Annotated in this window: 15 protein-coding genes and 2 pseudogenes; 6 read left to right on the top strand and 11 right to left on the bottom strand. The window is 65.7% G+C overall.

The annotated features are described in order from the left end of the window. Positions 1-272: 272 nt before the first annotated feature. Positions 273-716 carry an HIT family protein gene (locus ACLLJJ_RS28470; RefSeq protein ID WP_267838849.1) on the bottom strand — a complete coding sequence of 148 codons (444 nt, stop codon included), beginning with the start codon at positions 714-716 and terminating at the stop codon, positions 273-275. A gap of 384 nt (positions 717-1,100) precedes the next feature. Between ACLLJJ_RS28470 and ACLLJJ_RS28475 the strand changes: the two genes are divergently transcribed. Then, entirely contained in the window at positions 1,101-1,904 is an 804-nt protein-coding gene (locus ACLLJJ_RS28475) for a class I SAM-dependent methyltransferase (protein ID WP_267838848.1), read from the top strand. 313 nt (positions 1,905-2,217) lie between these two features. Here the strand turns inward: ACLLJJ_RS28475 and ACLLJJ_RS28480 are convergent, their stop codons facing one another. Together ACLLJJ_RS28480 and ACLLJJ_RS28485 are read right to left on the bottom strand one after the other, a co-directional pair. Further along, on the bottom strand, positions 2,218-2,703 hold the full coding sequence (locus tag ACLLJJ_RS28480) for an HIT family protein (RefSeq protein ID WP_434600544.1): 486 nt from the start codon (positions 2,701-2,703) through the stop codon (positions 2,218-2,220). A 67-nt stretch (positions 2,704-2,770) separates the two neighbouring features. Further along, positions 2,771-3,121: pseudogene (locus tag ACLLJJ_RS28485) on the bottom strand (phytanoyl-CoA dioxygenase); the annotation flags it as partial. 1,028 nt (positions 3,122-4,149) lie between these two features. Between ACLLJJ_RS28485 and ACLLJJ_RS28490 the strand changes: the two are divergent. Next, positions 4,150-5,265 carry an IS701 family transposase gene (locus tag ACLLJJ_RS28490; protein WP_434596624.1) on the top strand — a complete coding sequence of 372 codons (1,116 nt, stop codon included), beginning with the start codon at positions 4,150-4,152 and terminating at the stop codon, positions 5,263-5,265. A gap of 17 nt (positions 5,266-5,282) precedes the next feature. On the opposite strand, the gene ACLLJJ_RS28495 is transcribed toward ACLLJJ_RS28490, so the two are convergent. Further along, positions 5,283-5,765 carry a hypothetical protein gene (locus ACLLJJ_RS28495; protein WP_434587132.1) on the bottom strand — a complete coding sequence of 161 codons (483 nt, stop codon included), beginning with the start codon at positions 5,763-5,765 and terminating at the stop codon, positions 5,283-5,285. 210 nt (positions 5,766-5,975) lie between these two features. Between ACLLJJ_RS28495 and ACLLJJ_RS28500 the strand changes: the two genes are divergently transcribed. Further along, positions 5,976-7,436, top strand: a complete 1,461-nt coding sequence (locus tag ACLLJJ_RS28500) for an NF041680 family putative transposase (RefSeq protein ID WP_434587130.1) — start codon at positions 5,976-5,978, stop codon at positions 7,434-7,436. 283 nt (positions 7,437-7,719) lie between these two features. Here the strand turns inward: ACLLJJ_RS28500 and ACLLJJ_RS28505 are convergent, their stop codons facing one another. After that, a complete protein-coding gene (locus ACLLJJ_RS28505) occupies positions 7,720-8,202 on the bottom strand; it encodes a hypothetical protein (RefSeq protein ID WP_434587132.1) in 483 nt (160 codons plus the stop codon). A gap of 210 nt (positions 8,203-8,412) precedes the next feature. Here ACLLJJ_RS28505 and ACLLJJ_RS28510 point away from each other — a divergent pair, with 210 nt between their 5' ends. Together ACLLJJ_RS28510 and ACLLJJ_RS28515 are read left to right on the top strand one after the other, a co-directional pair. Beyond that, on the top strand, positions 8,413-9,873 hold the full coding sequence (locus ACLLJJ_RS28510) for an NF041680 family putative transposase (protein WP_434587130.1): 1,461 nt from the start codon (positions 8,413-8,415) through the stop codon (positions 9,871-9,873). A gap of 309 nt (positions 9,874-10,182) precedes the next feature. Continuing rightward, positions 10,183-10,407: pseudogene (locus ACLLJJ_RS28515) on the top strand (IS701 family transposase); the annotation flags it as partial. Positions 10,408-10,513: 106 nt separating this feature from the next. Here the strand turns inward: ACLLJJ_RS28515 and ACLLJJ_RS28520 are convergent. Next, complete coding sequence (locus ACLLJJ_RS28520) at positions 10,514-11,017, bottom strand: GNAT family N-acetyltransferase (RefSeq protein WP_434596626.1); 504 nt, start codon at positions 11,015-11,017, stop codon at positions 10,514-10,516. Positions 11,018-11,099: 82 nt separating this feature from the next. Between ACLLJJ_RS28520 and ACLLJJ_RS28525 the strand changes: the two genes are divergently transcribed. Continuing rightward, positions 11,100-11,837: a class I SAM-dependent methyltransferase gene (locus ACLLJJ_RS28525; protein ID WP_434596628.1), complete on the top strand. Its 738-nt coding sequence runs from the start codon at positions 11,100-11,102 to the stop codon at positions 11,835-11,837. A gap of 189 nt (positions 11,838-12,026) precedes the next feature. Here ACLLJJ_RS28525 and ACLLJJ_RS28530 read toward each other — a convergent pair whose 3' ends face one another. The 5 genes from ACLLJJ_RS28530 to ACLLJJ_RS28550 form a co-directional block, all read right to left on the bottom strand. Continuing rightward, a complete protein-coding gene (locus ACLLJJ_RS28530) occupies positions 12,027-13,319 on the bottom strand; it encodes a DNA sulfur modification protein DndB (protein ID WP_267838844.1) in 1,293 nt (430 codons plus the stop codon). Between the two features lie 32 nt (positions 13,320-13,351). Further along, the gene (locus ACLLJJ_RS28535; RefSeq protein ID WP_267838843.1) at positions 13,352-13,954 is read right to left on the bottom strand and encodes a hypothetical protein; all 603 of its coding nucleotides are present in this window, start codon (positions 13,952-13,954) and stop codon (positions 13,352-13,354) included. Positions 13,955-14,099: 145 nt separating this feature from the next. Further along, the gene (locus ACLLJJ_RS28540) at positions 14,100-14,936 is read right to left on the bottom strand and encodes a phosphoadenosine phosphosulfate reductase family protein (protein ID WP_267838842.1); all 837 of its coding nucleotides are present in this window, start codon (positions 14,934-14,936) and stop codon (positions 14,100-14,102) included. A 2-nt stretch (positions 14,937-14,938) separates the two neighbouring features. Next, positions 14,939-18,502 carry an ATP-binding protein gene (locus ACLLJJ_RS28545; protein ID WP_434596632.1) on the bottom strand — a complete coding sequence of 1,188 codons (3,564 nt, stop codon included), beginning with the start codon at positions 18,500-18,502 and terminating at the stop codon, positions 14,939-14,941. Continuing rightward, positions 18,499-19,599, bottom strand: coding sequence for a DUF4007 family protein (locus tag ACLLJJ_RS28550; RefSeq protein WP_267838840.1), 1,101 nt, complete (start codon positions 19,597-19,599; stop codon positions 18,499-18,501). The genes ACLLJJ_RS28545 and ACLLJJ_RS28550 overlap by 4 nt, the downstream gene beginning before the upstream one ends.

Consider the following 19,599-nt stretch of genomic DNA (forward strand, 5'->3'; position numbering starts at 1 on the left):
CTCTCCTTCTCGTACGACACGCCAGTGCATGTACGCGCCAGGTGCTGCACACCATAGGGCGCAGCGATGTTCCGCGGCTCCGGGATATTGGCTGGCCCGAGACGTCGTTCCGTGGCTCCGGCGTATTGGCTCCAAACGGCCCCGGTTGGTGAAGATCCTTTGTCATCGAGGCGTCTTGAAGTGGCCCCGGGAATTGGCGTGTGTAGGGACCACTCGATGAACTTCCTTGGCCTCAGGCTGAAGACTGTGTCCCGCCCGGAGAGCGATGGTCGTCAGCGTTGCCTGGCGTCGAGGGCAGCGAGGCCGCCACGGACGGCAGCAGCCGTCTTGTCAAGCTGGTCTCGCTCCTGCACGCGCCAGTCAGCATCAATGCGAAATGGGTCACCTGTGAAGCGGGGGAAGACATGCAGGTGAACGTGGAAAACTTCCTGGAAGGCTGCTTCGCCGTCCGCAAGGAACAAGTTGACGCCCTCACATGGCAAGCCTGATCGGCGTAGTGCACGTCCGAGCTGATGCGCCACTTTCCAGACCTGGACGCCGACGTCCTCCTGGAGATCCTCCAGTCCCACAGCGTGCGCCTTGGGGATGATCAGCAAGTGGCCTGGGGTGACGGGCTGGAGATCCATGAAAGCGATCACCGATTCATCTTCGTGGACGATGCTGGCGTCCGCCTGACCTCTCGCTATTGCACAAAAGATGCATCCGTCGTCCGTCACAGCCTGCCCCCTCAAGGCCCGAGTACCTCGTGCCGCTCACAACATCAGAAGCGGCACACAGTCGCGAGCAAATTTCACCCGGCGTCTGGCACAGCACCACCCCTGCCGGATACCACGGGAACCGTCTCACCACAAGAGCCAGGGCGGGGCCACTTCGCCCCGTCACCACCCCTCAATGCGTCCGCGCGACCCGCCAAGTGGGGCCGCTCGAAGCCAGCATGCTGGAGCCGCTGAACAACGTCACAGCCAGTATTGGCGCTGGCGCCGAGATCTGTCCTGGGTACTGGTGTACAGGTGCCACCGGATCCTCTGCCCCGGCTCTTGCCCCGCAGCAGTCTGATATCCGGGTGCAGGACGTTTGGCCGGGCCCTACTCTCGCAAGGTATGGCGAGCATCGACGAGCGGATCACCGACTTCTACACGGAGTACGACGAGGCGTCCCGGTTGTACGCCACCGCGACGGGTCGCCTGGAGTTCGAGCGGACGCGGGAGCTGCTGCGCCGACGCTTACCTCCAGCGCCGGCCCGGGTACTGGACGTGGGCGGCGGCCCGGGTACGCACGCCCGCTGGCTCACCGAGGACGGCTACGAGGTGATACTCGTGGACCCTGTACCGAAGCATGTGGAACAGGCGCGCGCGCACGCGCCGGGATGTTCGGCCGAGCTCGGGGACGCCCGCAATCTGGCCTTCCCGTCCCACAGTTTCGACGCGGTCCTGCTCTTGGGTCCGCTGTACCACCTGGCGGACCGCGCGGACCGGCTCACGGCGCTTCGGGAGGCTCGTCGGGTCGCGGCACCGGGCGGTGTGGTGGCAGCCGCGGGGATCTCCCGCTACTCCTTGATGCAGGACTACACCGTCAGCGCGGGCCTGTCCCCGGAGCTGCTGGCCGGTGAGGTCACGCAGGTGGTCCGTACCGGCTCCTACGACGGCAGCAGGGGGTTCACGGTGGTGCACTTCCACACCGCAGCCGAGCTTGCCCAGGAGGCTGGCGAGGCGGGGCTCAGCGGTGTGAGCGTGCATGGAATCGAGGGCCCGGGGTGGGCGTACGTAGTCGCGGCTGGCCGCTTCGCGGACCAGGAGGCAGCGGGAGCGCTCTTCGCGGACGCGATCGCGACGGCCCGCCTCGCGGACGAGCACGGGGTGTTCACCGACGCCTCGGCGCACATCCTCGTGGTCGGCACAGCATGAGCCGCCTCGTTGCGAATCCGACGGTGAGCAGCGCACCACGCAGTTCATCGAGACGGCTATCCAGAAGACGCTCACCGTGGTCCTGACCGAGACCGGCGCGGCCGGCGGACGCCGACCTCTACCCCAAAGTGGGCCGCCAGATCGCCCGCATCCATGCCTGACAGCAGGCTCGGCCGCGTGTCACCGAGGCAGATCGCTGTCTGCGTATGCGGGCTTTGCCTCGTCCCACCCACTCATTTGTGGGGCGAGGCGCCGTCAGAGTGAGGGCCCGGTGGCCCCGACATCAGCGACAGAGCCAACTTCTGTGGTGCGGTCATGTTGCGTGATTGGCCGTCATGGCGTTGGCAAGCTGTGTGACAGGGTCGTCGGCGATCCGGTGCCGGGACTGCTGCGTCGGCCAGGTGGAGAAACTGTCGTCTGACCAGCGCGGAACCACGTGGAAGTGCAAATGGGGTACTGACTGCTCCGAGCCGGGGCCGCTGGCGCTGAGGATGTTCACGCCTCCGGCGTTCAATGCGGTCCGCATCTTCCCGGCAAGGCGCTGGACCAGCCCCATGGTTTGGGCCAGGACCTCCGGCGGAGTGTCGAAGATGTCCGCGTAGTGGGATGTGGGAATCACCAGGGTGTGCCCTGGCGCGAGGGGGTTCAGCGGAGCGAATGCTGTGGCCACGGGACCGCGGATCACCCACCGGGCTGAGTCGTCACGGATCAGGCAGCAGAAGATGCAGTCCATGGGGTCTGACCCTGTCAGAGGTGGGACGGAGCCCGCCAACCGATTCATGAAGCGATCGTGCGGCATCTCGTCGGCCGCCCGGACGGGGGCCCCTTCCTCCACCGCTGCAACTGCTGTCCTGACTCGTCGGCGGTCATGCGCCCCGCTGCAGACCACGCCGGATTGCTACCTCCACCGGTGAGTAGTCGCCGGCTTCACGCGTGAGCCGATACGGCTCGGCCGGGTAGAGCGGTGGCTGCGCCATGAATCGCGGTGTCCGACCCTGGTGCGGCTGGGCTGCGTGGACCAGGAACGGATGGCATAGATAGACGTCCCCCGCGCATCCTGTCGCCAGGGCCTGCGGGAGTTCTGCCGCCGCCTCGAACAGGTCCGTGGCGCCGAGTTGGTCGGAGGCCAACCCCGCCTCGCCGGCGGCCTCAAGGTGAGAGGGCGCGGTCAGATGCGACCCCACGCGGATTCGAGTCGGAGCATCGACACTATCAACTCCGATACGAGCCGAGCGAGCTGCGACAGCCCTGACGGAAGCCGGCGGAGAGCCGACGACTGTCTGCGGGCCTCGGACTGTTCCTTCGGCCACGGCCTCCCCGGTGCTAGCTCGCCCGGCTGGCCGCGAGCGCGGTCTAGTGGCCCAGAGAAGAAGAGAAGCGGACGGGTTCGCCCAGGACGGAGGCGGCTCGATCGGTGGCGGTCAGGCGCTGGGCCACGGTCGTGCGGGCCAGGTGAGGCGGAAGGGCGCCCACACATCTGGGGTGTCAGGTCGGGGCGCATGCGGACATACGGCTCGTTGAAGCGCTGCCCTTCATCGGTGAGTCCGGCGAGTGTCGCGGTCAGTGTGGCGTTGGCGCGAAACCCAGCCCAGGTCCACCAGCGGACATCATCGCCGGCGCGCGTGATGACGGTCCCGCCGGGGTGGGTGGTGTCGACGGCGGTTTCGCGGAGCTGTGCGAGGTAGGTGACGGCGCGCTCGGTGAGCTGGACCGGGGGATCCTGCCCGAGGACGATATCCCGCATGGCACGGGCGAGTTCGTACGAGGCGCCGTTGTGAACGACGCCGTTATTCCCCACCCTCAGCGTCACGGAATGGGCCATGGGGACGGCGGGGTTGACGCTGTCGTCCCCATGGAGAGGCCACACCTCGCCGGCAGCCCGATAGCCAGCCGAGCTTCAGGGACGGGGTGGGCAGTCAAGGATGAGCACAGCTCATCGCCTTGGCGACGCCAAAGGCGTCCTTGACGGCTCGGCTCGGCCGTACACTTCGAGATCGGGAGGCCCACTCATGTCGGCACCGTCGTATCCAGGTCGGTACGTGGGGGCGAAGGAGGCCGAGATGGGGAACTTCGCGAACGCCCGGCTAGTACTCCAGCTGTAGATCGTGATCTTGCTGGTCGGGGCCGGTGCGGATACGGGTGCGGCCACCGTTGATCATCGTGTGTTGTGTGGACTGACGATGAGACGGTGGCCGCAGGCCACAGCATAGATCCAGGCCGTTGGCGGGATGCGTTCGAGGTGACCATGAGCCGTATCGCGGGCCGCTTCGCCCGGGTCGAACCCCGGCTGCGGGCCGGGCGTTTGATACTGGGGCTGCTGTCGGACCTGCCCCGCAAGAACTGCTGGACGATCGCGGAGTGGGCGGGGGAGAAGTCCCCGCACGGCATGCAGCATCTGCTGTGCAGGGCATCCTGGGACGCCGATGCGGTGCGTGACGATGTGCGCGAGTACGTCGTGGAGCATCTCCACGACGAGGAGGCGGTCCTGGTCGTGGACGAGACCGGCGACGTGAAGAAGGGCACCCGCACCGTAGGGGTCCAGCGCCAGTACACCGGAACCGCCGGCCGGATCGAGAACTCCCAGGTCGCCGTCTATCTCATCTACGCCGGGGCACGGGGACACGCGGCCGTGGACCGGGAGCTGTACGTCCCACGCTCATGGACCTCGGACCCGGACCGCTGTCGGGCGGCCGGGCTGGCCGAGGACACCGTCTTCGCGACCAAGCCGGAGCTGGCCCGCACGATGATCGAACGGTTCCTGGACGCCGGGCACCATATCGACTGGGTGACGGGCGATGAGGTCTACGGCGGCAACCCGAAACTGCGGGCGGCCCTGGAAGAACGCGGCCTGGGCTATGTCCTCGCAGTTGCCTGCTCGGCCGAAGTGGCCACCGGTGCGGGAAGGTTTCGCGCCGGCGTACTGGCTGGCCAGATCCCGAAGCGGGCCTGGCAGAAGCTGTCCGCCGGCCCCGGCGCGAAGGGGCACCGCTACTACGACTGGGCCGTCATCGACCTCACCGACCCGACGCCGGGCCACCGTCAGCTGCTGATCCGGCGCAACCGCACCACCGGCGAACTCGCCTACTATCGCTGCCATTCCATTGGGCCGGCTCCGTTGCGCACGCTGGTCAGGACGGCGGGATCCAGGTGGCGGGTGGAGGAGACCTTCCAGACCGGGAAGGGGCTGGCCGGACTCGATGAACACCAGGTCCGGCGCTACCCGTCCTGGAGCCGCTGGGTCACCCTCGCCATGCTCGCTCAGCTTGTTCTTTATCTTCCGCGCCCCGTCGCAACGGTCGTTGCCTCTTCTCTCGGGACTTGTGGAGTTCGCTGCCAGACTAGGTGTCGTCGCTCGCGGTGAGCATGGGACGGACTGCATCAACCGGCGTTGTCGTCTATCGGCTTCCGTGCTCCGGCAATCCGGGCCAGGTGCCGGTAGAGGGGCGACGCTGTCCCAGCGACGAAGAGCGCGAACAGGGTGAACGGCAGCAACCCGAGGGGCCGGAGCAGGTAGTCCGGGTGTTGTGAGATCTGCGGCCAGTTGACGTAGTAGTTGGCGGACACGTCCACGGTCATGACCGCGCACGCCACAATCACGGCGAATGGCCGAAGTCGTGCCAGCAGAACGGCCGCCAGAGGGTCGAGCAGGACCAGAGCGACGAAGTAGACCCGGATGGGAGCTGGTGCAGGAGAGGCATAGCTGTTGTGACCACCACTTGCCAGATCCACGAGGTGCATGGCGGTTCCCCAGAGGAAACAGATGAGGTACACCGTCACAACGAACAGCACCCGTCGCGGCAGGCGACTCGGTCGCCCTTCCCCGTCCTGGGCAAGCGGACCTGTCGATGCCTGCTGCTTCATGCCGCCCCCAGTTGGTTGGCGGCACCCTACTTCACCTGTCTCAGCGCCCTTCGGGAAAACCTGCCAGCCCGGCATGTCCACCACACATCGGACGAGACGGGCCGTTCCAGCTTCGAACGGCATCTCGAACTGGACCGCTCACCTGGGTATTCGCCGGACGTGGGGGCGGCCTTCGTCTGATCATGTGATCCGACCAAGGTGCACGTGACCATGACGAAGGCCGTGAGGGTGAGTCTGCTGGCTGATGCTGTCCGGAGGGAAGCGTTCGCAGAAGCGTCACGCTTCCGGGGTGAGTTCTACGAGTGTCTGACCGCCCGGCGCGACGCGTTGTTCGAGCTGGTGGACGCGGTGCTGTGTGCGGACGGTGCGGTGAAGTCCCCGGTGGACTTGACGTTGTTGCCCGAGCACCGTCGTGGGCACGGAGCGATGTACGGCGGCCTGAACCACGGCCGGATCGACACCGAACGGCTGCGGGCCGCGCTGGCCGGACTGCCGCTGCCGCGCTTCGACGGCGGGCGCCTGGTCCTAGCGGTCGATGTGTCACCGTGGCTCCGCTCGGACGCGCCGTGCTCGGCGGACCGTCTGTTCTGCCACGTCTACGGCCGCGCGAAGACGGCCTCGCAGTTCATTCCGGGCTGGCCCTACTCCTTCGTCGCCGTGCTGGAGCCGGGCGCCACGTCATGGACCGCGATCCTGGACGCAGTCCGGCTCGGACCAGCGGACGACGCGACAGCAATCACCGCCGCCCAGCTCCGAGGAGTGGTCGAGCAGCTCATCACCGCAGGCCAGTGGCGGGCCGGGGACCCGGCCATCGTGATCGTGAGTGATGCCGGCTACGACGTCACACGCCTGGCCTGGGCCCTGCGCGATCTGCCGGTCGAGCTGGTCGGCCGAGTCCGCTCCGACCGCGTGATGCGCCTGCCGAAACCACCGAGAATGCACGGCGTCAACGGTCGGCCGCCCAAGCACGGCCCGGAATTCCGCTTCACCAAGCCGGAGACCTGGCCCGAGCCCGCGATCACCACAGTCACGCACACCACCAACTACGGCAAGGCCGAAACCCAGGCCTGGGACCGGGTCCATCCCAGGCTCACCCACCGTTCCTCCTGGCTCGACCATGATGGCGAACTACCTTTGGTAGAGGGAACGTTGATGCGCTTGAAGGTCGAGCATCTATCGAAGGAACGGGATGCTCCGCCGGTGTGGTTATGGTCCTCCAAGACCGACGCCACCCCCGACGACGTGGACCGCTTCTGGCAGGTGTTTCTCCGCCGCTTCGACTTGGAGCACACCTTCCGCTTCGCGAAACAAACCCTCGGCTGGACCACGCCGAAACTCCGCACTCCCGAGGCCGCTGACCGCTGGACCTGGCTCCTGATCGTCGCTCACACCCAGCTCCGGCTCGCTCGCCCCCTCGCCGCGGACCTCCGCCGGCCCTGGGAGAAACCCGCCATCTCCGACCGGCTCACCCCGGCCCGGGTCCGCCGGGGGTTCAGGAACATCCGCGCTCACCTCGCCTGCCCGGCCCGTGTTCCCAAACCCCGAGGCGTCGGCCCCGGTCGGCCACCCGGCGCGAAGAACAAACACCGGGCACCCCGCTACGACGTCGGCAAGACCGTCAAACGCCCCGAGACCCTCAAGGCCATCGGCAAGCCTGGAAGATCTTGGTAGATAAAGACCAAGCTGAGCTTGAGATTTAACCTCGCCGATCGAACAGAACCTGCCGCCGGGTCAGACGGGCATTTTCGCCCGATTCGAACCTGTCTCGGGTGCGTTGATCACGCCTGAAACCGCCGGTCAGAGGTGTTCGAATTCGCTGGGTTAAATCTCAAGCTCAGCTTGTTCTTTATCTTCCGCGCCCCGTCGCAACGGTCGTTGCCTCTTCTCTCGGGACTTGTGGAGTTCGCTGCCAGACTAGGTGTCGTCGCTCGCGGTGAGCATGGGACGGACTGCATCAACCGGCGTTGTCGTCTATCGGCTTCCGTGCTCCGGCAATCCGGGCCAGGTGCCGGTAGAGGGGCGACGCTGTCCCAGCGACGAAGAGCGCGAACAGGGTGAACGGCAGCAACCCGAGGGGCCGGAGCAGGTAGTCCGGGTGTTGTGAGATCTGCGGCCAGTTGACGTAGTAGTTGGCGGACACGTCCACGGTCATGACCGCGCACGCCACAATCACGGCGAATGGCCGAAGTCGTGCCAGCAGAACGGCCGCCAGAGGGTCGAGCAGGACCAGAGCGACGAAGTAGACCCGGATGGGAGCTGGTGCAGGAGAGGCATAGCTGTTGTGACCACCACTTGCCAGATCCACGAGGTGCATGGCGGTTCCCCAGAGGAAACAGATGAGGTACACCGTCACAACGAACAGCACCCGTCGCGGCAGGCGACTCGGTCGCCCTTCCCCGTCCTGGGCAAGCGGACCTGTCGATGCCTGCTGCTTCATGCCGCCCCCAGTTGGTTGGCGGCACCCTACTTCACCTGTCTCAGCGCCCTTCGGGAAAACCTGCCAGCCCGGCATGTCCACCACACATCGGACGAGACGGGCCGTTCCAGCTTCGAACGGCATCTCGAACTGGACCGCTCACCTGGGTATTCGCCGGACGTGGGGGCGGCCTTCGTCTGATCATGTGATCCGACCAAGGTGCACGTGACCATGACGAAGGCCGTGAGGGTGAGTCTGCTGGCTGATGCTGTCCGGAGGGAAGCGTTCGCAGAAGCGTCACGCTTCCGGGGTGAGTTCTACGAGTGTCTGACCGCCCGGCGCGACGCGTTGTTCGAGCTGGTGGACGCGGTGCTGTGTGCGGACGGTGCGGTGAAGTCCCCGGTGGACTTGACGTTGTTGCCCGAGCACCGTCGTGGGCACGGAGCGATGTACGGCGGCCTGAACCACGGCCGGATCGACACCGAACGGCTGCGGGCCGCGCTGGCCGGACTGCCGCTGCCGCGCTTCGACGGCGGGCGCCTGGTCCTAGCGGTCGATGTGTCACCGTGGCTCCGCTCGGACGCGCCGTGCTCGGCGGACCGTCTGTTCTGCCACGTCTACGGCCGCGCGAAGACGGCCTCGCAGTTCATTCCGGGCTGGCCCTACTCCTTCGTCGCCGTGCTGGAGCCGGGCGCCACGTCATGGACCGCGATCCTGGACGCAGTCCGGCTCGGACCAGCGGACGACGCGACAGCAATCACCGCCGCCCAGCTCCGAGGAGTGGTCGAGCAGCTCATCACCGCAGGCCAGTGGCGGGCCGGGGACCCGGCCATCGTGATCGTGAGTGATGCCGGCTACGACGTCACACGCCTGGCCTGGGCCCTGCGCGATCTGCCGGTCGAGCTGGTCGGCCGAGTCCGCTCCGACCGCGTGATGCGCCTGCCGAAACCACCGAGAATGCACGGCGTCAACGGTCGGCCGCCCAAGCACGGCCCGGAATTCCGCTTCACCAAGCCGGAGACCTGGCCCGAGCCCGCGATCACCACAGTCACGCACACCACCAACTACGGCAAGGCCGAAACCCAGGCCTGGGACCGGGTCCATCCCAGGCTCACCCACCGTTCCTCCTGGCTCGACCATGATGGCGAACTACCTTTGGTAGAGGGAACGTTGATGCGCTTGAAGGTCGAGCATCTATCGAAGGAACGGGATGCTCCGCCGGTGTGGTTATGGTCCTCCAAGACCGACGCCACCCCCGACGACGTGGACCGCTTCTGGCAGGTGTTTCTCCGCCGCTTCGACTTGGAGCACACCTTCCGCTTCGCGAAACAAACCCTCGGCTGGACCACGCCGAAACTCCGCACTCCCGAGGCCGCTGACCGCTGGACCTGGCTCCTGATCGTCGCTCACACCCAGCTCCGGCTCGCTCGCCCCCTCGCCGCGGACCTCCGCCGGCCCTGGGAGAAACCCGCCATCTCCGACCGGCTCACCCCGGCCCGGGTCCGCCGGGGGTTCAGGAACATCCGCGCTCACCTCGCCTGCCCGGCCCGTGTTCCCAAACCCCGAGGCGTCGGCCCCGGTCGGCCACCCGGCGCGAAGAACAAACACCGGGCACCCCGCTACGACGTCGGCAAGACCGTCAAACGCCCCGAGACCCTCAAGGCCATCGGCAAGCCTGGAAGATCTTGGTAGATAAAGACCAAGCTCAGTGCCTGTTTCTGAACCTCGGAGCTGGCGGCTTCGGTAGCCTGACTCCAAGGTGGGTTCTGGGCCGAGGTGGTGGCCACCACCTTGAGAATGATCAAGCAGGGTCGGTCCGCCGACCGACTCGCCGGCCCTCTGGGGCTTGTTCTCCATGGACAACGCCCCGCCCGTCCCACTCGCCCCAGCAGTTCCGTTCGCCGAACGGTCACGGTGACCGTTCGGCGAACGCTTCGACGAACTTCGCGTTTCGGACACTGGCGGGCTGACCTGCGGCTTCTGGGTTCAGAAACAGGCACTCACGCCTTCCTCGCCGTCGTCCGCGCAGACGAGCACGCACGGCGCGCTGGTCCGGACGACCTGGCCCCACTAACCTGCAACGAGATCCAGCACCTGTTCCTCACCATCGCCGTCCGGCCACTGCACGACCTCGCGCACCGGATCGGCTGGTCCGACTGGCGACGCCGCCATCAGGCACGATCACAGGCTAGCCATTACCGTCGACAAGCCGCAGCCCAGACATGAAGATCACGATCTACACCTGGAGTACCAACCGGTCTTGGCGTGCCTGGCGCTCCGCCGGAGCGTACTCGATCACGTGAGCATGAAGCTCCGGGAGCGTGCTCTCGCGTTACGGCAACGAGCGTGTAAGCCAAACCACTTCACCGTTATCTTCCGTGGAAACGTGATCCCGCTCGAACCCGAGCTTCTCAAGGACACGGAGCGACGGCGTGTTCCACGCGCCGACGGTCGACCAGAGCCGTTCCCGCCCGGTCGCGATAGCGGCATCGAGCACCGCGCTGGCCGCCTCGGTGGCGTAGCCACGCCCATGCGCATGCTGGAACAGCTCGTACGCGATTTCAGGCTGCTCTAGCGTGGAGCGACCGATGATCAGCCCGCAGTAGCCGATGAAGTCGCCTTCGTCGCGGCGCTGGATGGGCAGCAGGGCGATCCCCGTGGTCGCCGTCGCGGTGAGCAACTCCGCGATGGACGTCCGGATGTTCTCAACCGTGGGAGTCCCCTTGCCGCGTTCGGAGAGGAGGGCGCAGAACTCAGCGGCGTCCGACTCGGCCCACGGCCGCAGTATCAGCCGCTCGGTCTCAAGGTGGAACGGCATCGTCTCGTACGTAGTCATACTGCCACTTTGCCCCACTGATCATCACGATCTACAGCTGGAGTACTAGAGCCGAACCGCGCATCTCGTTAAGTTTGTGGCCGTGATCGACTACGACGGTGAAGCTAGGGGCTACGACGCCTCCCGAGGCGGCGAAGCGCGGGCGGCGGCCACTGCTGAGGCCGTTGAGCGACTGCTGCCCGTTGGAACGTCTGCCCTGGTGGATGTTGCGTGCGGTACGGGAATCGTGACGAGGCGGCTGGGTCGCCACGGTCGAACGGTCCTCGGCGTGGACCGCTCGCGAGGCATGGTCGCACTGGCCTCGCCCCGGGTGCCGCACGGTGTGGTGCTCGGTGACGCGACGCGCCTGCCGATCAAGTCGGCCGAGGTGGACGCGGTAGTGCTCATCTGGTTGCTCCATCTCCTCGATGATGTGGCGCCGGTGCTCGCCGAGGGCGCCCGCGTCCTGCGGGCCGGAGGTGTACTGGTCACCACCGTGAATAAGGACGAGGCCGCCTTCAATGCTGAGAGCGATGTGGCCGCGATGACAGCATCTATGAGGCACAAGCACGCAGCAGGCGCATCTGACCGCTTCGAGCGCGTGGTGACGCTTGCAGCCGACCATGGACTAAGTATGTCCGGCGATACAACGTTCGCCGGGATCGGCCAGGGCTGGAGCCCACGCCAGTGGCGTGAGCAGATCACCGAAGGCCGCATCTCGTGGAGCCGTAAAGCCAGCCCCGCACAGGTCGCAAAGCTGTGCAGGGGCTTGTCTTCGTTGCCGAACCAGGACGTGCTCCGGCCCGACCCGATCTACCGGCTAATCGCACTCTCTTCGTAGGCAACTGCGTTGTCGGCGTGCGTCATTGTGCGTCGGCTGCGCGCCCCGACGCACACAAGCCGCGACACGTGATCGTCTTGTTAGACGCAAGCACGGACACGGTATGACCAAGAGTGAGATCAGCCGGTGTGGACGACGGCAGCACCAGGCCCGCCTCGGAAGTCGGCATCAGGTGCTGCAGTGCTTCACTCAGTCAGCATCGACCGGGAGGAGCGCGAACAGTTCCTCAGCCGGCACCGGGTACTTGGCCTTCATCACGTCTGCGTATGAGCGCAACGCCCTGCTGATCTGAGCCTTGGAGCGCGGGGCGAGGTGAACGAGAAGAAGATCGTAAAGAAGCTGGGTGTTACCACTGGCCATCTTCCCCTTCGCCTTCGTGCCCTCGGGCGTCTCGATCCACATGGAGGAGAACGGTGCTGAGGTCATCTTCCAGTCGAGTGCCGCCAGGCGCTTCATGACCTCGGGCCACGTCAAGGTTTCCTGCTCCAGGACGTGTCGCACGGCCCGAGCCACCTGGACCTGGATTGCGGGCCGCATGAACGGGTGTCCAGCGCCGTCTCGGCCCTTCGGGGCTCGGAGGTCCTTGGGTGTCACAGAAGCGAGGTAGCGCTGTCGCAGATTGCCGCACGCATCGAGGAGCTCCAGGACGCGGGCAGAGAGGAGCTCGAAGCTTTGGTCGAGAAGCTCGTCGGTGACCCGTTGCGTCGACTGCTCGTTAGCGCAGGGAAGGTCGAAACCGATCTCCTTAGTGATGTCGTACAGCACGCCGATGGTGCTCCACGCGGGGCTCGTCGCGGTGATAGACCGCTGTGCCAGGACTAGTTCACCGTCCTGGCCCACTTTGCTGAACACGAGGACGACCTTGTCGCGGTTCAAGAACGGGTCATCGTCGAGCAGGCGACGAGTGAGGATGGCGAAGCTGTCATCCTCGTCAAGAGCAATGTTCTCCTGGGAGTTGGTGCTCTTGGCGTTCCGGTTGATGTTGGTGAAGAGACGTCGGGTTCGTCGCCGTCCGTCTGGGGTGTCGAAGTGCGGCACGACGATGACGTTGATGTCCTCGCTCCCCAGCTCCGGATTCTGCTTGATCGCGTCCTTGATGGCTTTGAGTCGGTGCTGCCCGTCGAGGGCGAAGAACTGCTGGGTGCCGTCGAAGGTGAGGACGCCGAAGTTTCGATCAAGCCCCTGGAGAACAGCCTGATTCTCGGAATCCATCTCCACGGACAGGTAGTTGGGGTCTCCACCCCACACCGCGATGATGATGGCTCCGAGGAAACGGTTCTCGTTAGTGAGCAGGTAGTCGGTGATCTTCTCCGTGCGGGTGCCGACGCCACGCTGAATCATCGTGCCAAGATCGCGGTTCCCCCCGAGCTCGTGCGCGAAGTTAATCTCGCGGGCCACCTGGGCGTAGCTCATCAGACAGGAGTAGTAAGTCCAGTTACCCACCTTGGCTTCGAAAGCGGGAACGAACGTCTTGGACGGCATGAGGTACCTCGATGTCAGGGAACGGGTTCAAACTAGGAGCGAAGTGCCGGTTTGGGGATGCTGCTGAGCCGACCGCGCAACCTGGGGCCGCCTTGGATGTTGATTGGTGGGTTGTACAGGTGAATCAGGCGGTCTTCCAGGTTTTTGATCCTCGACCGGTCATCGACGGTGGCGAACCAGAACTCCAGCGGGTGCAGGGCCAGATAGTGAGTGAGTCGGCCTGCTCGGGTCGTCGGTGGCTCCCTGGTCCAGAGATCCTCAGGGTTGCCCCGCAAGTGCTTCCTGTAGTCCCTGAATCTATTCCTGAGGGTGTTGCCCAATTGGCCGGCTCCGCCCGCGTGCCCGATGTAGAGGACGTGGTGGAAGCCACCCTCGGATCCGTCAGCCATGGCGAGCTTGATCGCCGGACGCCAGACGAACATGTAGAGACCAGGCTCGTCGGGTATCGAATCGGCGATGCTCTCAACCGCGGTGAGCCTCTCCCAGGGGGAGGCGTGGCGCTTCAGGTCGTCCTGTAGAAGCTGGTGGGCCGGCACATCCAGCATCGGGGTGATTCCGAGCTGTATCTCCAGGGCAGGGCTGGCGTCCAGGCGGTGACGGATGACCGCCCGCGCGACGGTGTCTGGTGTCGCCATTCCTGATGCGCTCCGGCTGGGTGACGGTGTGTGATGAGTGCACACATCTTTACACGCAGCACTGACAACGGGTGCGATGAGACGAAAAAGGGTCCGGTTGATGACGGTTCGTCATCAACCGGACCCCTTGCGAGGAACGGCTCAGTCAGAGGTGGCAGACGGAGCAGCCGGCCTCGTCGTCATCAGCGTCGAGCGCATCCGAGAGGACCTCCAGCAGCGGTCGGTTGGGCTTGACCCGCTTGGCGGCCCGGGCGAGGTTGGCTTCGTGCTTGGCCTGAATGTCTTCCCGGCGTTCTATCAGCTGGTGTAGGGACTCCCCTTGAGACCAGGTGTAGTCACGGCCCTGCATGGCGGTGTCCTGGTGGCGGACTTTCTCCTCGTAGGCCACGGCCTTGTCGAAGAGTTCGGGGTGCCGGTCCTTGAGCCCGACCCACTCGTGCTTGCGCTGGAAGAAGCAGAAGTAGCACCCTGACCGGGTGCGCCACTCGTAGTAGCCCGGCAGGCCGGTGCCGGCCTCGTCGAGGATGCGGCCGACGCCCTCACGGTCAATGCCATCCTCGCGAAACGGGAAGACCGCGGTGATGTTGGGCTTGGTGCTGACGTATCCGAGCCGGTTCTCGTCGGCGCGGATGGCCACGTAGGAGATGACCTCGTCGTCGCCGACCCATTCCTCAAGTGGCTTGATCTTCAGGTTCTTGGTGCACCAGCGCATCTGAGGGCTCGGCAGAGTGCCCTGGTAGACCTCGAGCCAGTGGTCGAAATCGCGGTCAGTGTTCAGCCGCGTGATCGGCTTTCCGACAGCTGCCTCGAGCTTATTGAGGTACTCGTAGGTCTCCGGCAGCTCGGCGCCGGTGTCGCAGAAGAAATACTCCATCTCCGGCACGCGGTCGCGCATATAGATGGCGAGGGCGGAGGAATCCTTTCCGCCGGACAGACCTAGAACGTGCCGGACCTTCTTCACCGGGGTGGTTGCATCGGTCATGGTCACTCCGTCCTCTCAAGTGCAGTAGCGGCAACGGGCTCGGACACCCGCTGTGCGAGGGCGGCGAGCAGGATCCGAGCGCCGTCGGGGCCAAGCATCTTCTCAGCCTGCACCACGACACTGACAGCCAGACTTTCCGCTTCCTTCCGGGACTGCTCGGGAAGGTAGATCAGCGTGCGCTGCTCGGCGCCGTCCTTGTCGGTCAGGGTGAGCAGACGGGCTTCGAGCTCTTCGTCCGCCTGGTCGGACGGCACGCCGTTCTTGTACAGGTGGCTGACGCGGTCAAGAGCGGCGGCCATCTCCTTGACCCGTCGGGCGAAAAGGGAGACGTCGTTGTCGGTCCAGTCTCCGAGGGCGGAGTGCGACAGCCGCACGATCATCGGGTCGAGCCAGTCCGAATCCGGGAGGCCCTCGTTAAGCGCTATGGCGACGAACCCACGCAGCTCAAGGCTAAGGGAAACGCTAGCGAACCCCTGGAGGCGGGAAGCGAGCGCCCGTCGAAGCTCTGGCAGAGAGGAAGGCAGTCGAAACTCATGGCTGATGGTCTCGACGACCTCAGCGCGCAGGGCCAGGTCGGCGCCGGAGATCTCCTCGACCGCGGCGGCGAGTCGCTCAGCGTAGTCCTTGTTGCCGCTGGTGGTCTTGCGCGCGTCCGGACCGATCGGGTCCAGCCCAAGGGCCTTGGGCAGGGTGTGGAAGAGCAGCTCGTCTGGGTCCTGCGCGGTGAACAGCGCTGAGCGGACCGCGACGGCATCCTTGCTGATCCGCTGCGTGCGGCGAGCATAGGGCGTCAGCACCATGACCCGCTCGATCAGAGCCCGCGTGACGGCGAGGATGGCCGGGTTGCGCAGCGCCTGTGAGCGGGGCGCCTCGACATCGAGCGCCAGCGAAAGCTTCTTGACGACGCTCTGCCGCAGGCCATCTCCAAGGGGCGTTGCCTTCACAGAGAAACGGCCTGGAGCTTTGACCATCCGCTCCACCACATCGGCTGTCAGGCGCGGCAGGTAGGAGCCTTCTTCGAACAGAGCGACGTCCTGACTGCGCAGGATGAGCGCGGTCACCACCAGGAGGGGCACGACGCCGGCCTTGACGCCATAGGGGGGCACCATGACCACACGGTGGATCTTGTCGAGATCGGTGCGCGTATGGGCATCCGAGAGCGCTGTCTCCAAGGCATCCCAGACCGCCAGAACATGGGGGTGAGAGGCGCCAGGCCGTGAAAAGCCGTAGGGCAGCAGAGAGGTCGCGGAATCGTCCGTGACAGCGCTGTTCTCGCGGTGCAGGCCCATGTATTCCAGTGCGCCGCTGTACATGGCCCGCTCGGCCGGGTACTTGTCGATGCCCAGGTGCCGTTCCCCGGACTTCGTCAACATGGCAGTCAGGAGTTCCCGGCGGGACTTGGCCCCCTGGCTGGTCAGCTCGTGGCGGCCGAGCATCTCGTTGCGGATGTGCGGGGTCGCGGAGAACACCCGGTCACAGGCGATGGATGCGAGGCCGCTCAGGCTACGGCTCTCGATCACCTCTCCGTCGCCGGCGTCAGCGGGGAAGCCTGAACGCCACAGACGCCAAGTGGCCCGCTGGGTGAGGGGAAAGAATGCTGCGCTGAGCAGCTCGAGCAGCTCGCGCTTGGCAGCCGATGTACGTTCGGAGATCTCTCGTCGAGCCACTGGGTCCAGCGTCTTGTCGCCCTGCAGCTCCTCCAGCGCCACGAGGTGGAACGCGGCCCGGAGAACCAGATCCGGCTCCTCTGTCACTCCGAGGACGACGGGCAGCGAGGAAGCGACGCGCGGGCGGTCCTCGATGGTGCCGAGATGGAAGACAAGCAGACCGTCGGCCTGATCGCTGAGCTCGTCCGGGCCGTCAACGGACTTCGTCTGTGCACCTGTGATCCGGACGAACAAGGCGCGGAGCATCCCGGTGACCTGGCTGTGCCGACTTGCCGCGACAGCCAGCGGAAGGTAGTCACCGAGCCGCTGGAGTACGGCTGCCTCATCGAGGTGGGCGAGTGCTTCCTTGAGGCGTGTGTCGATGTCGAAATTACTTCCGCGCCAAACCCGGTACTCGCCATTGAAGACGCGGTGCACCAGGAGGCCGCGTTCCACCAAGCCGTTGAGCTGCTGCTCCAGAGCGGCGAAAGCCTCGGGACTGGAGGCGTCGGCCGGCTCATGCAGCGCAAAGTAGATCATCGCTGCGGTCGCTCGCAGCGCACCGTCGGAGTCGATCAGGTTCAGCATGCCCACGGTGCGCAGAAGGTTCTGTTCAGCAGTGGACAGGCCGTTGGCCTCGGTGACCCGGGATTCGATCTCGATCCAACGGCTGGCGTTGGTCGAAGCGAGGAGCGAGGTCCGGCCGGAGTCGAGGAAGAAGTCGTACAGCTGGGGTAGCTGGATGGTCGTGGCCCGGCGTGGCTTGACAGCAGAGAAGGATGCAAGCGAGCGGCGGACCGTGTGAGGTTCGTCGTTGTTGAGGAAGCCGGACAGGCTTCGGTCATGCTGACCGATCTGCGCCGCGAGGAATGGGGCTGCGACTGCGGTTAGCGGATGCAGCGGGTACAGGTCTGCGAAGTCCTGCACCTTGAGGTCCACCACGTCGTTCAGGCCGTGATTACGCCAAGCCTTTTCCGACGCCTCGGCATGGGCCTGGATCAGCTTGCGGCCGGGTTCCGCCACCGCCGACTGGTCAAGCCGGCGGCGCATCAGCTGGACCGAGTCGCCCAAGTGGGGGGCGAAGGTGATGTCTTCGAACCGGCCCTGAATCTTTGCCCATTCGCGGGTCTGCAGCTGACTGGACTGAGCCACGTAGTCCATGAACGACAGGTGCTGCAACGTCATCATGAAGAGCGGCAGGCCGCGGTCGCCGGCACTCTGTTCCGCGAGATCCTGCAGCAAGAACAGGTCGTTCTTGGCGCTGAACTCACTGTGCCCGGCGAGGTGTTCAAGCGTCTTGCCGAACTCATCGATGATCAGCAGCAACGGTTGCTGTGCGCAGAGCGCGGTGACGGCGGCGAGGACTTCCTTGCGGGTGGCGGTAGAAGGATCGGCGCACTGTGCCAGCGCCGCGGAGACCGCTTTGGGCGTCCTGTTCGGCCAGCGGCGCCGAGCTGCTGTCTGCAAGGCTCGGGACAGCGTGGTGACAAGGGGTTCACGGTGGGCCATCACGACAGCGCCCAGGAAGCCATTCGGCGCCAGTTGGTCCCGGGAGGCGGCGAGTCGCATAGCCAGGCCGGGGCTGACCTGTGCCAGCGCTGCGTGGGCCTCGGCCCGACGGCTTTCATCGTGACCGAGGATCGCGTCGATGAGGTTGGCAAGGGTGGACTTGCCGGAACCGTAAGGGCCGGTGAACGACCATGACCGGGGCCGGCGCAGGTCACCGAGGGCGTTGGCCACGCGGTCGAACACGTCGACGGCCCGCGCGCCGATGTAGGGGGAGTGCAGTTCGTCCAGCACGTCGCGCTCCACGTTGGTGGAGCGCATACGGGAGCCGAGCAGCTCGACACCGGCAGGGAACTGAGGGCCGCCGGTGCCCTTGCGGGCAGCAACGGGCCGCGTGGGGGTCTCGGTGGTCACTGGGTCTCCTCGAGGGTGAGCTGCTGCTCAACGGCGTCCTGAAGCTTGAGTTCTCGCGCCTCAGCTTCGGCGAGTTTGGGGTAGGCGCGCGCCCATTCATCCCGGGTAGGGAAGCCCGGTCGCTGGCGGACGTTGTCGTACTGGGCATCCAGGACGTCCCAGGCCAGCTCGATCGGGTTGGAGGTGAATGCCAGGCTGCGCTGACCGACTGCCTCGACTACTTGCAATCCCTGGGTGGTGGCAGCGACCCTTTCCAGGGCCGCGGCGATGTCGGGCTCACGCACGCGGAACGCCCGGCCGGGCGCGCCGTGCTCGTTGGCGAGCCGGGCGAGAGAAATCGACCCGGCGCCGCGCGTGGTGCGAGCGGCATAGTCCAGACACGCGTACGCCACCACTCGGTCCGGGAGGGAGATACGCGATCCGGTGGTGAACTCCCACTCGGAGCGCCCAGAGGTCGGGTGGTCCACAGCCTCCATCAGGCCGAGCTCACGGAAGGGGCAGGCAAGCAGGTCCTCGAATGCGCCGGGGGCGCCACCCTTGGAGCGCTTCGCGGGGACGTACATCTTGGTGATGCAATCGACGTCCTTCGCGATGGATGTCTCAGCCGGCGCTTCGGCGTAGGACATGTTCACGTGGCGAACGATCAGCTGGGTGAGATCCGGAGCCGTAAAGCGCGCGAATGGCGCAAGCTGGAAGGCTACGTACCAAGAAGGCGCCCAGCTCTTGGCCCCAGGCCGCGAGCACAGCAGCCACCAGTGCAGCAGCCACAGACTGCCATGCTCCTCGAGGTACGGGTCCGCTCCGTCCTCATCAAGCAGCCACCGCGCCTCCCACGTGGGATACGAGAACATCGCTCGGGAGTTGCCGTCGTCACCGTAGAACTCACGGGTCAGCTTGAAGGCCCGCGACCAGTAGCGCATGGAGATGGCCATGTTCTTGCCGACGCCGAGGAGAACCGGGGCGTCGTCCGTGAGAAACGTATCCGGGCGATACTTCACCTGCATGTACGCCTTATGGAGCCACCCGAACCGCGGCGCAAACGTCTCGTGGCGCGCGAAGGAGGAATGGGCGGCTTCCGCGAGCCGGCTGTCTGACAT

Source organism: Streptomyces sp. A5-4 (genome assembly GCF_051131715.1).
Taxonomy (GTDB): Bacteria; Actinomycetota; Actinomycetes; order Streptomycetales; family Streptomycetaceae; genus Streptomyces.

What these genes read in the sequence shown, in the direction of transcription:
- ACLLJJ_RS28475 (WP_267838848.1), top strand. Translation starts at nt 1,101, where the DNA reads ATGGCGAGCATCGACGAGCGGATCACCGACTTCTACACGGAGTACGAC.
- ACLLJJ_RS28480 (WP_434600544.1), bottom strand. Translation starts at nt 2,703, where the DNA reads ATGCCGCACGATCGCTTCATGAATCGGTTGGCGGGCTCCGTCCCACCT.
- ACLLJJ_RS28490 (WP_434596624.1), top strand. Translation starts at nt 4,150, where the DNA reads ATGAGCCGTATCGCGGGCCGCTTCGCCCGGGTCGAACCCCGGCTGCGG.
- ACLLJJ_RS28495 (WP_434587132.1), bottom strand. Translation starts at nt 5,765, where the DNA reads ATGAAGCAGCAGGCATCGACAGGTCCGCTTGCCCAGGACGGGGAAGGG.
- ACLLJJ_RS28500 (WP_434587130.1), top strand. Translation starts at nt 5,976, where the DNA reads ATGACGAAGGCCGTGAGGGTGAGTCTGCTGGCTGATGCTGTCCGGAGG.
- ACLLJJ_RS28505 (WP_434587132.1), bottom strand. Translation starts at nt 8,202, where the DNA reads ATGAAGCAGCAGGCATCGACAGGTCCGCTTGCCCAGGACGGGGAAGGG.
- ACLLJJ_RS28510 (WP_434587130.1), top strand. Translation starts at nt 8,413, where the DNA reads ATGACGAAGGCCGTGAGGGTGAGTCTGCTGGCTGATGCTGTCCGGAGG.
- ACLLJJ_RS28520 (WP_434596626.1), bottom strand. Translation starts at nt 11,017, where the DNA reads ATGACTACGTACGAGACGATGCCGTTCCACCTTGAGACCGAGCGGCTG.
- ACLLJJ_RS28530 (WP_267838844.1), bottom strand. Translation starts at nt 13,319, where the DNA reads ATGCCGTCCAAGACGTTCGTTCCCGCTTTCGAAGCCAAGGTGGGTAAC.
- ACLLJJ_RS28535 (WP_267838843.1), bottom strand. Translation starts at nt 13,954, where the DNA reads ATGGCGACACCAGACACCGTCGCGCGGGCGGTCATCCGTCACCGCCTG.
- ACLLJJ_RS28540 (WP_267838842.1), bottom strand. Translation starts at nt 14,936, where the DNA reads ATGACCGATGCAACCACCCCGGTGAAGAAGGTCCGGCACGTTCTAGGT.
- ACLLJJ_RS28550 (WP_267838840.1), bottom strand. Translation starts at nt 19,599, where the DNA reads ATGTCAGACAGCCGGCTCGCGGAAGCCGCCCATTCCTCCTTCGCGCGC.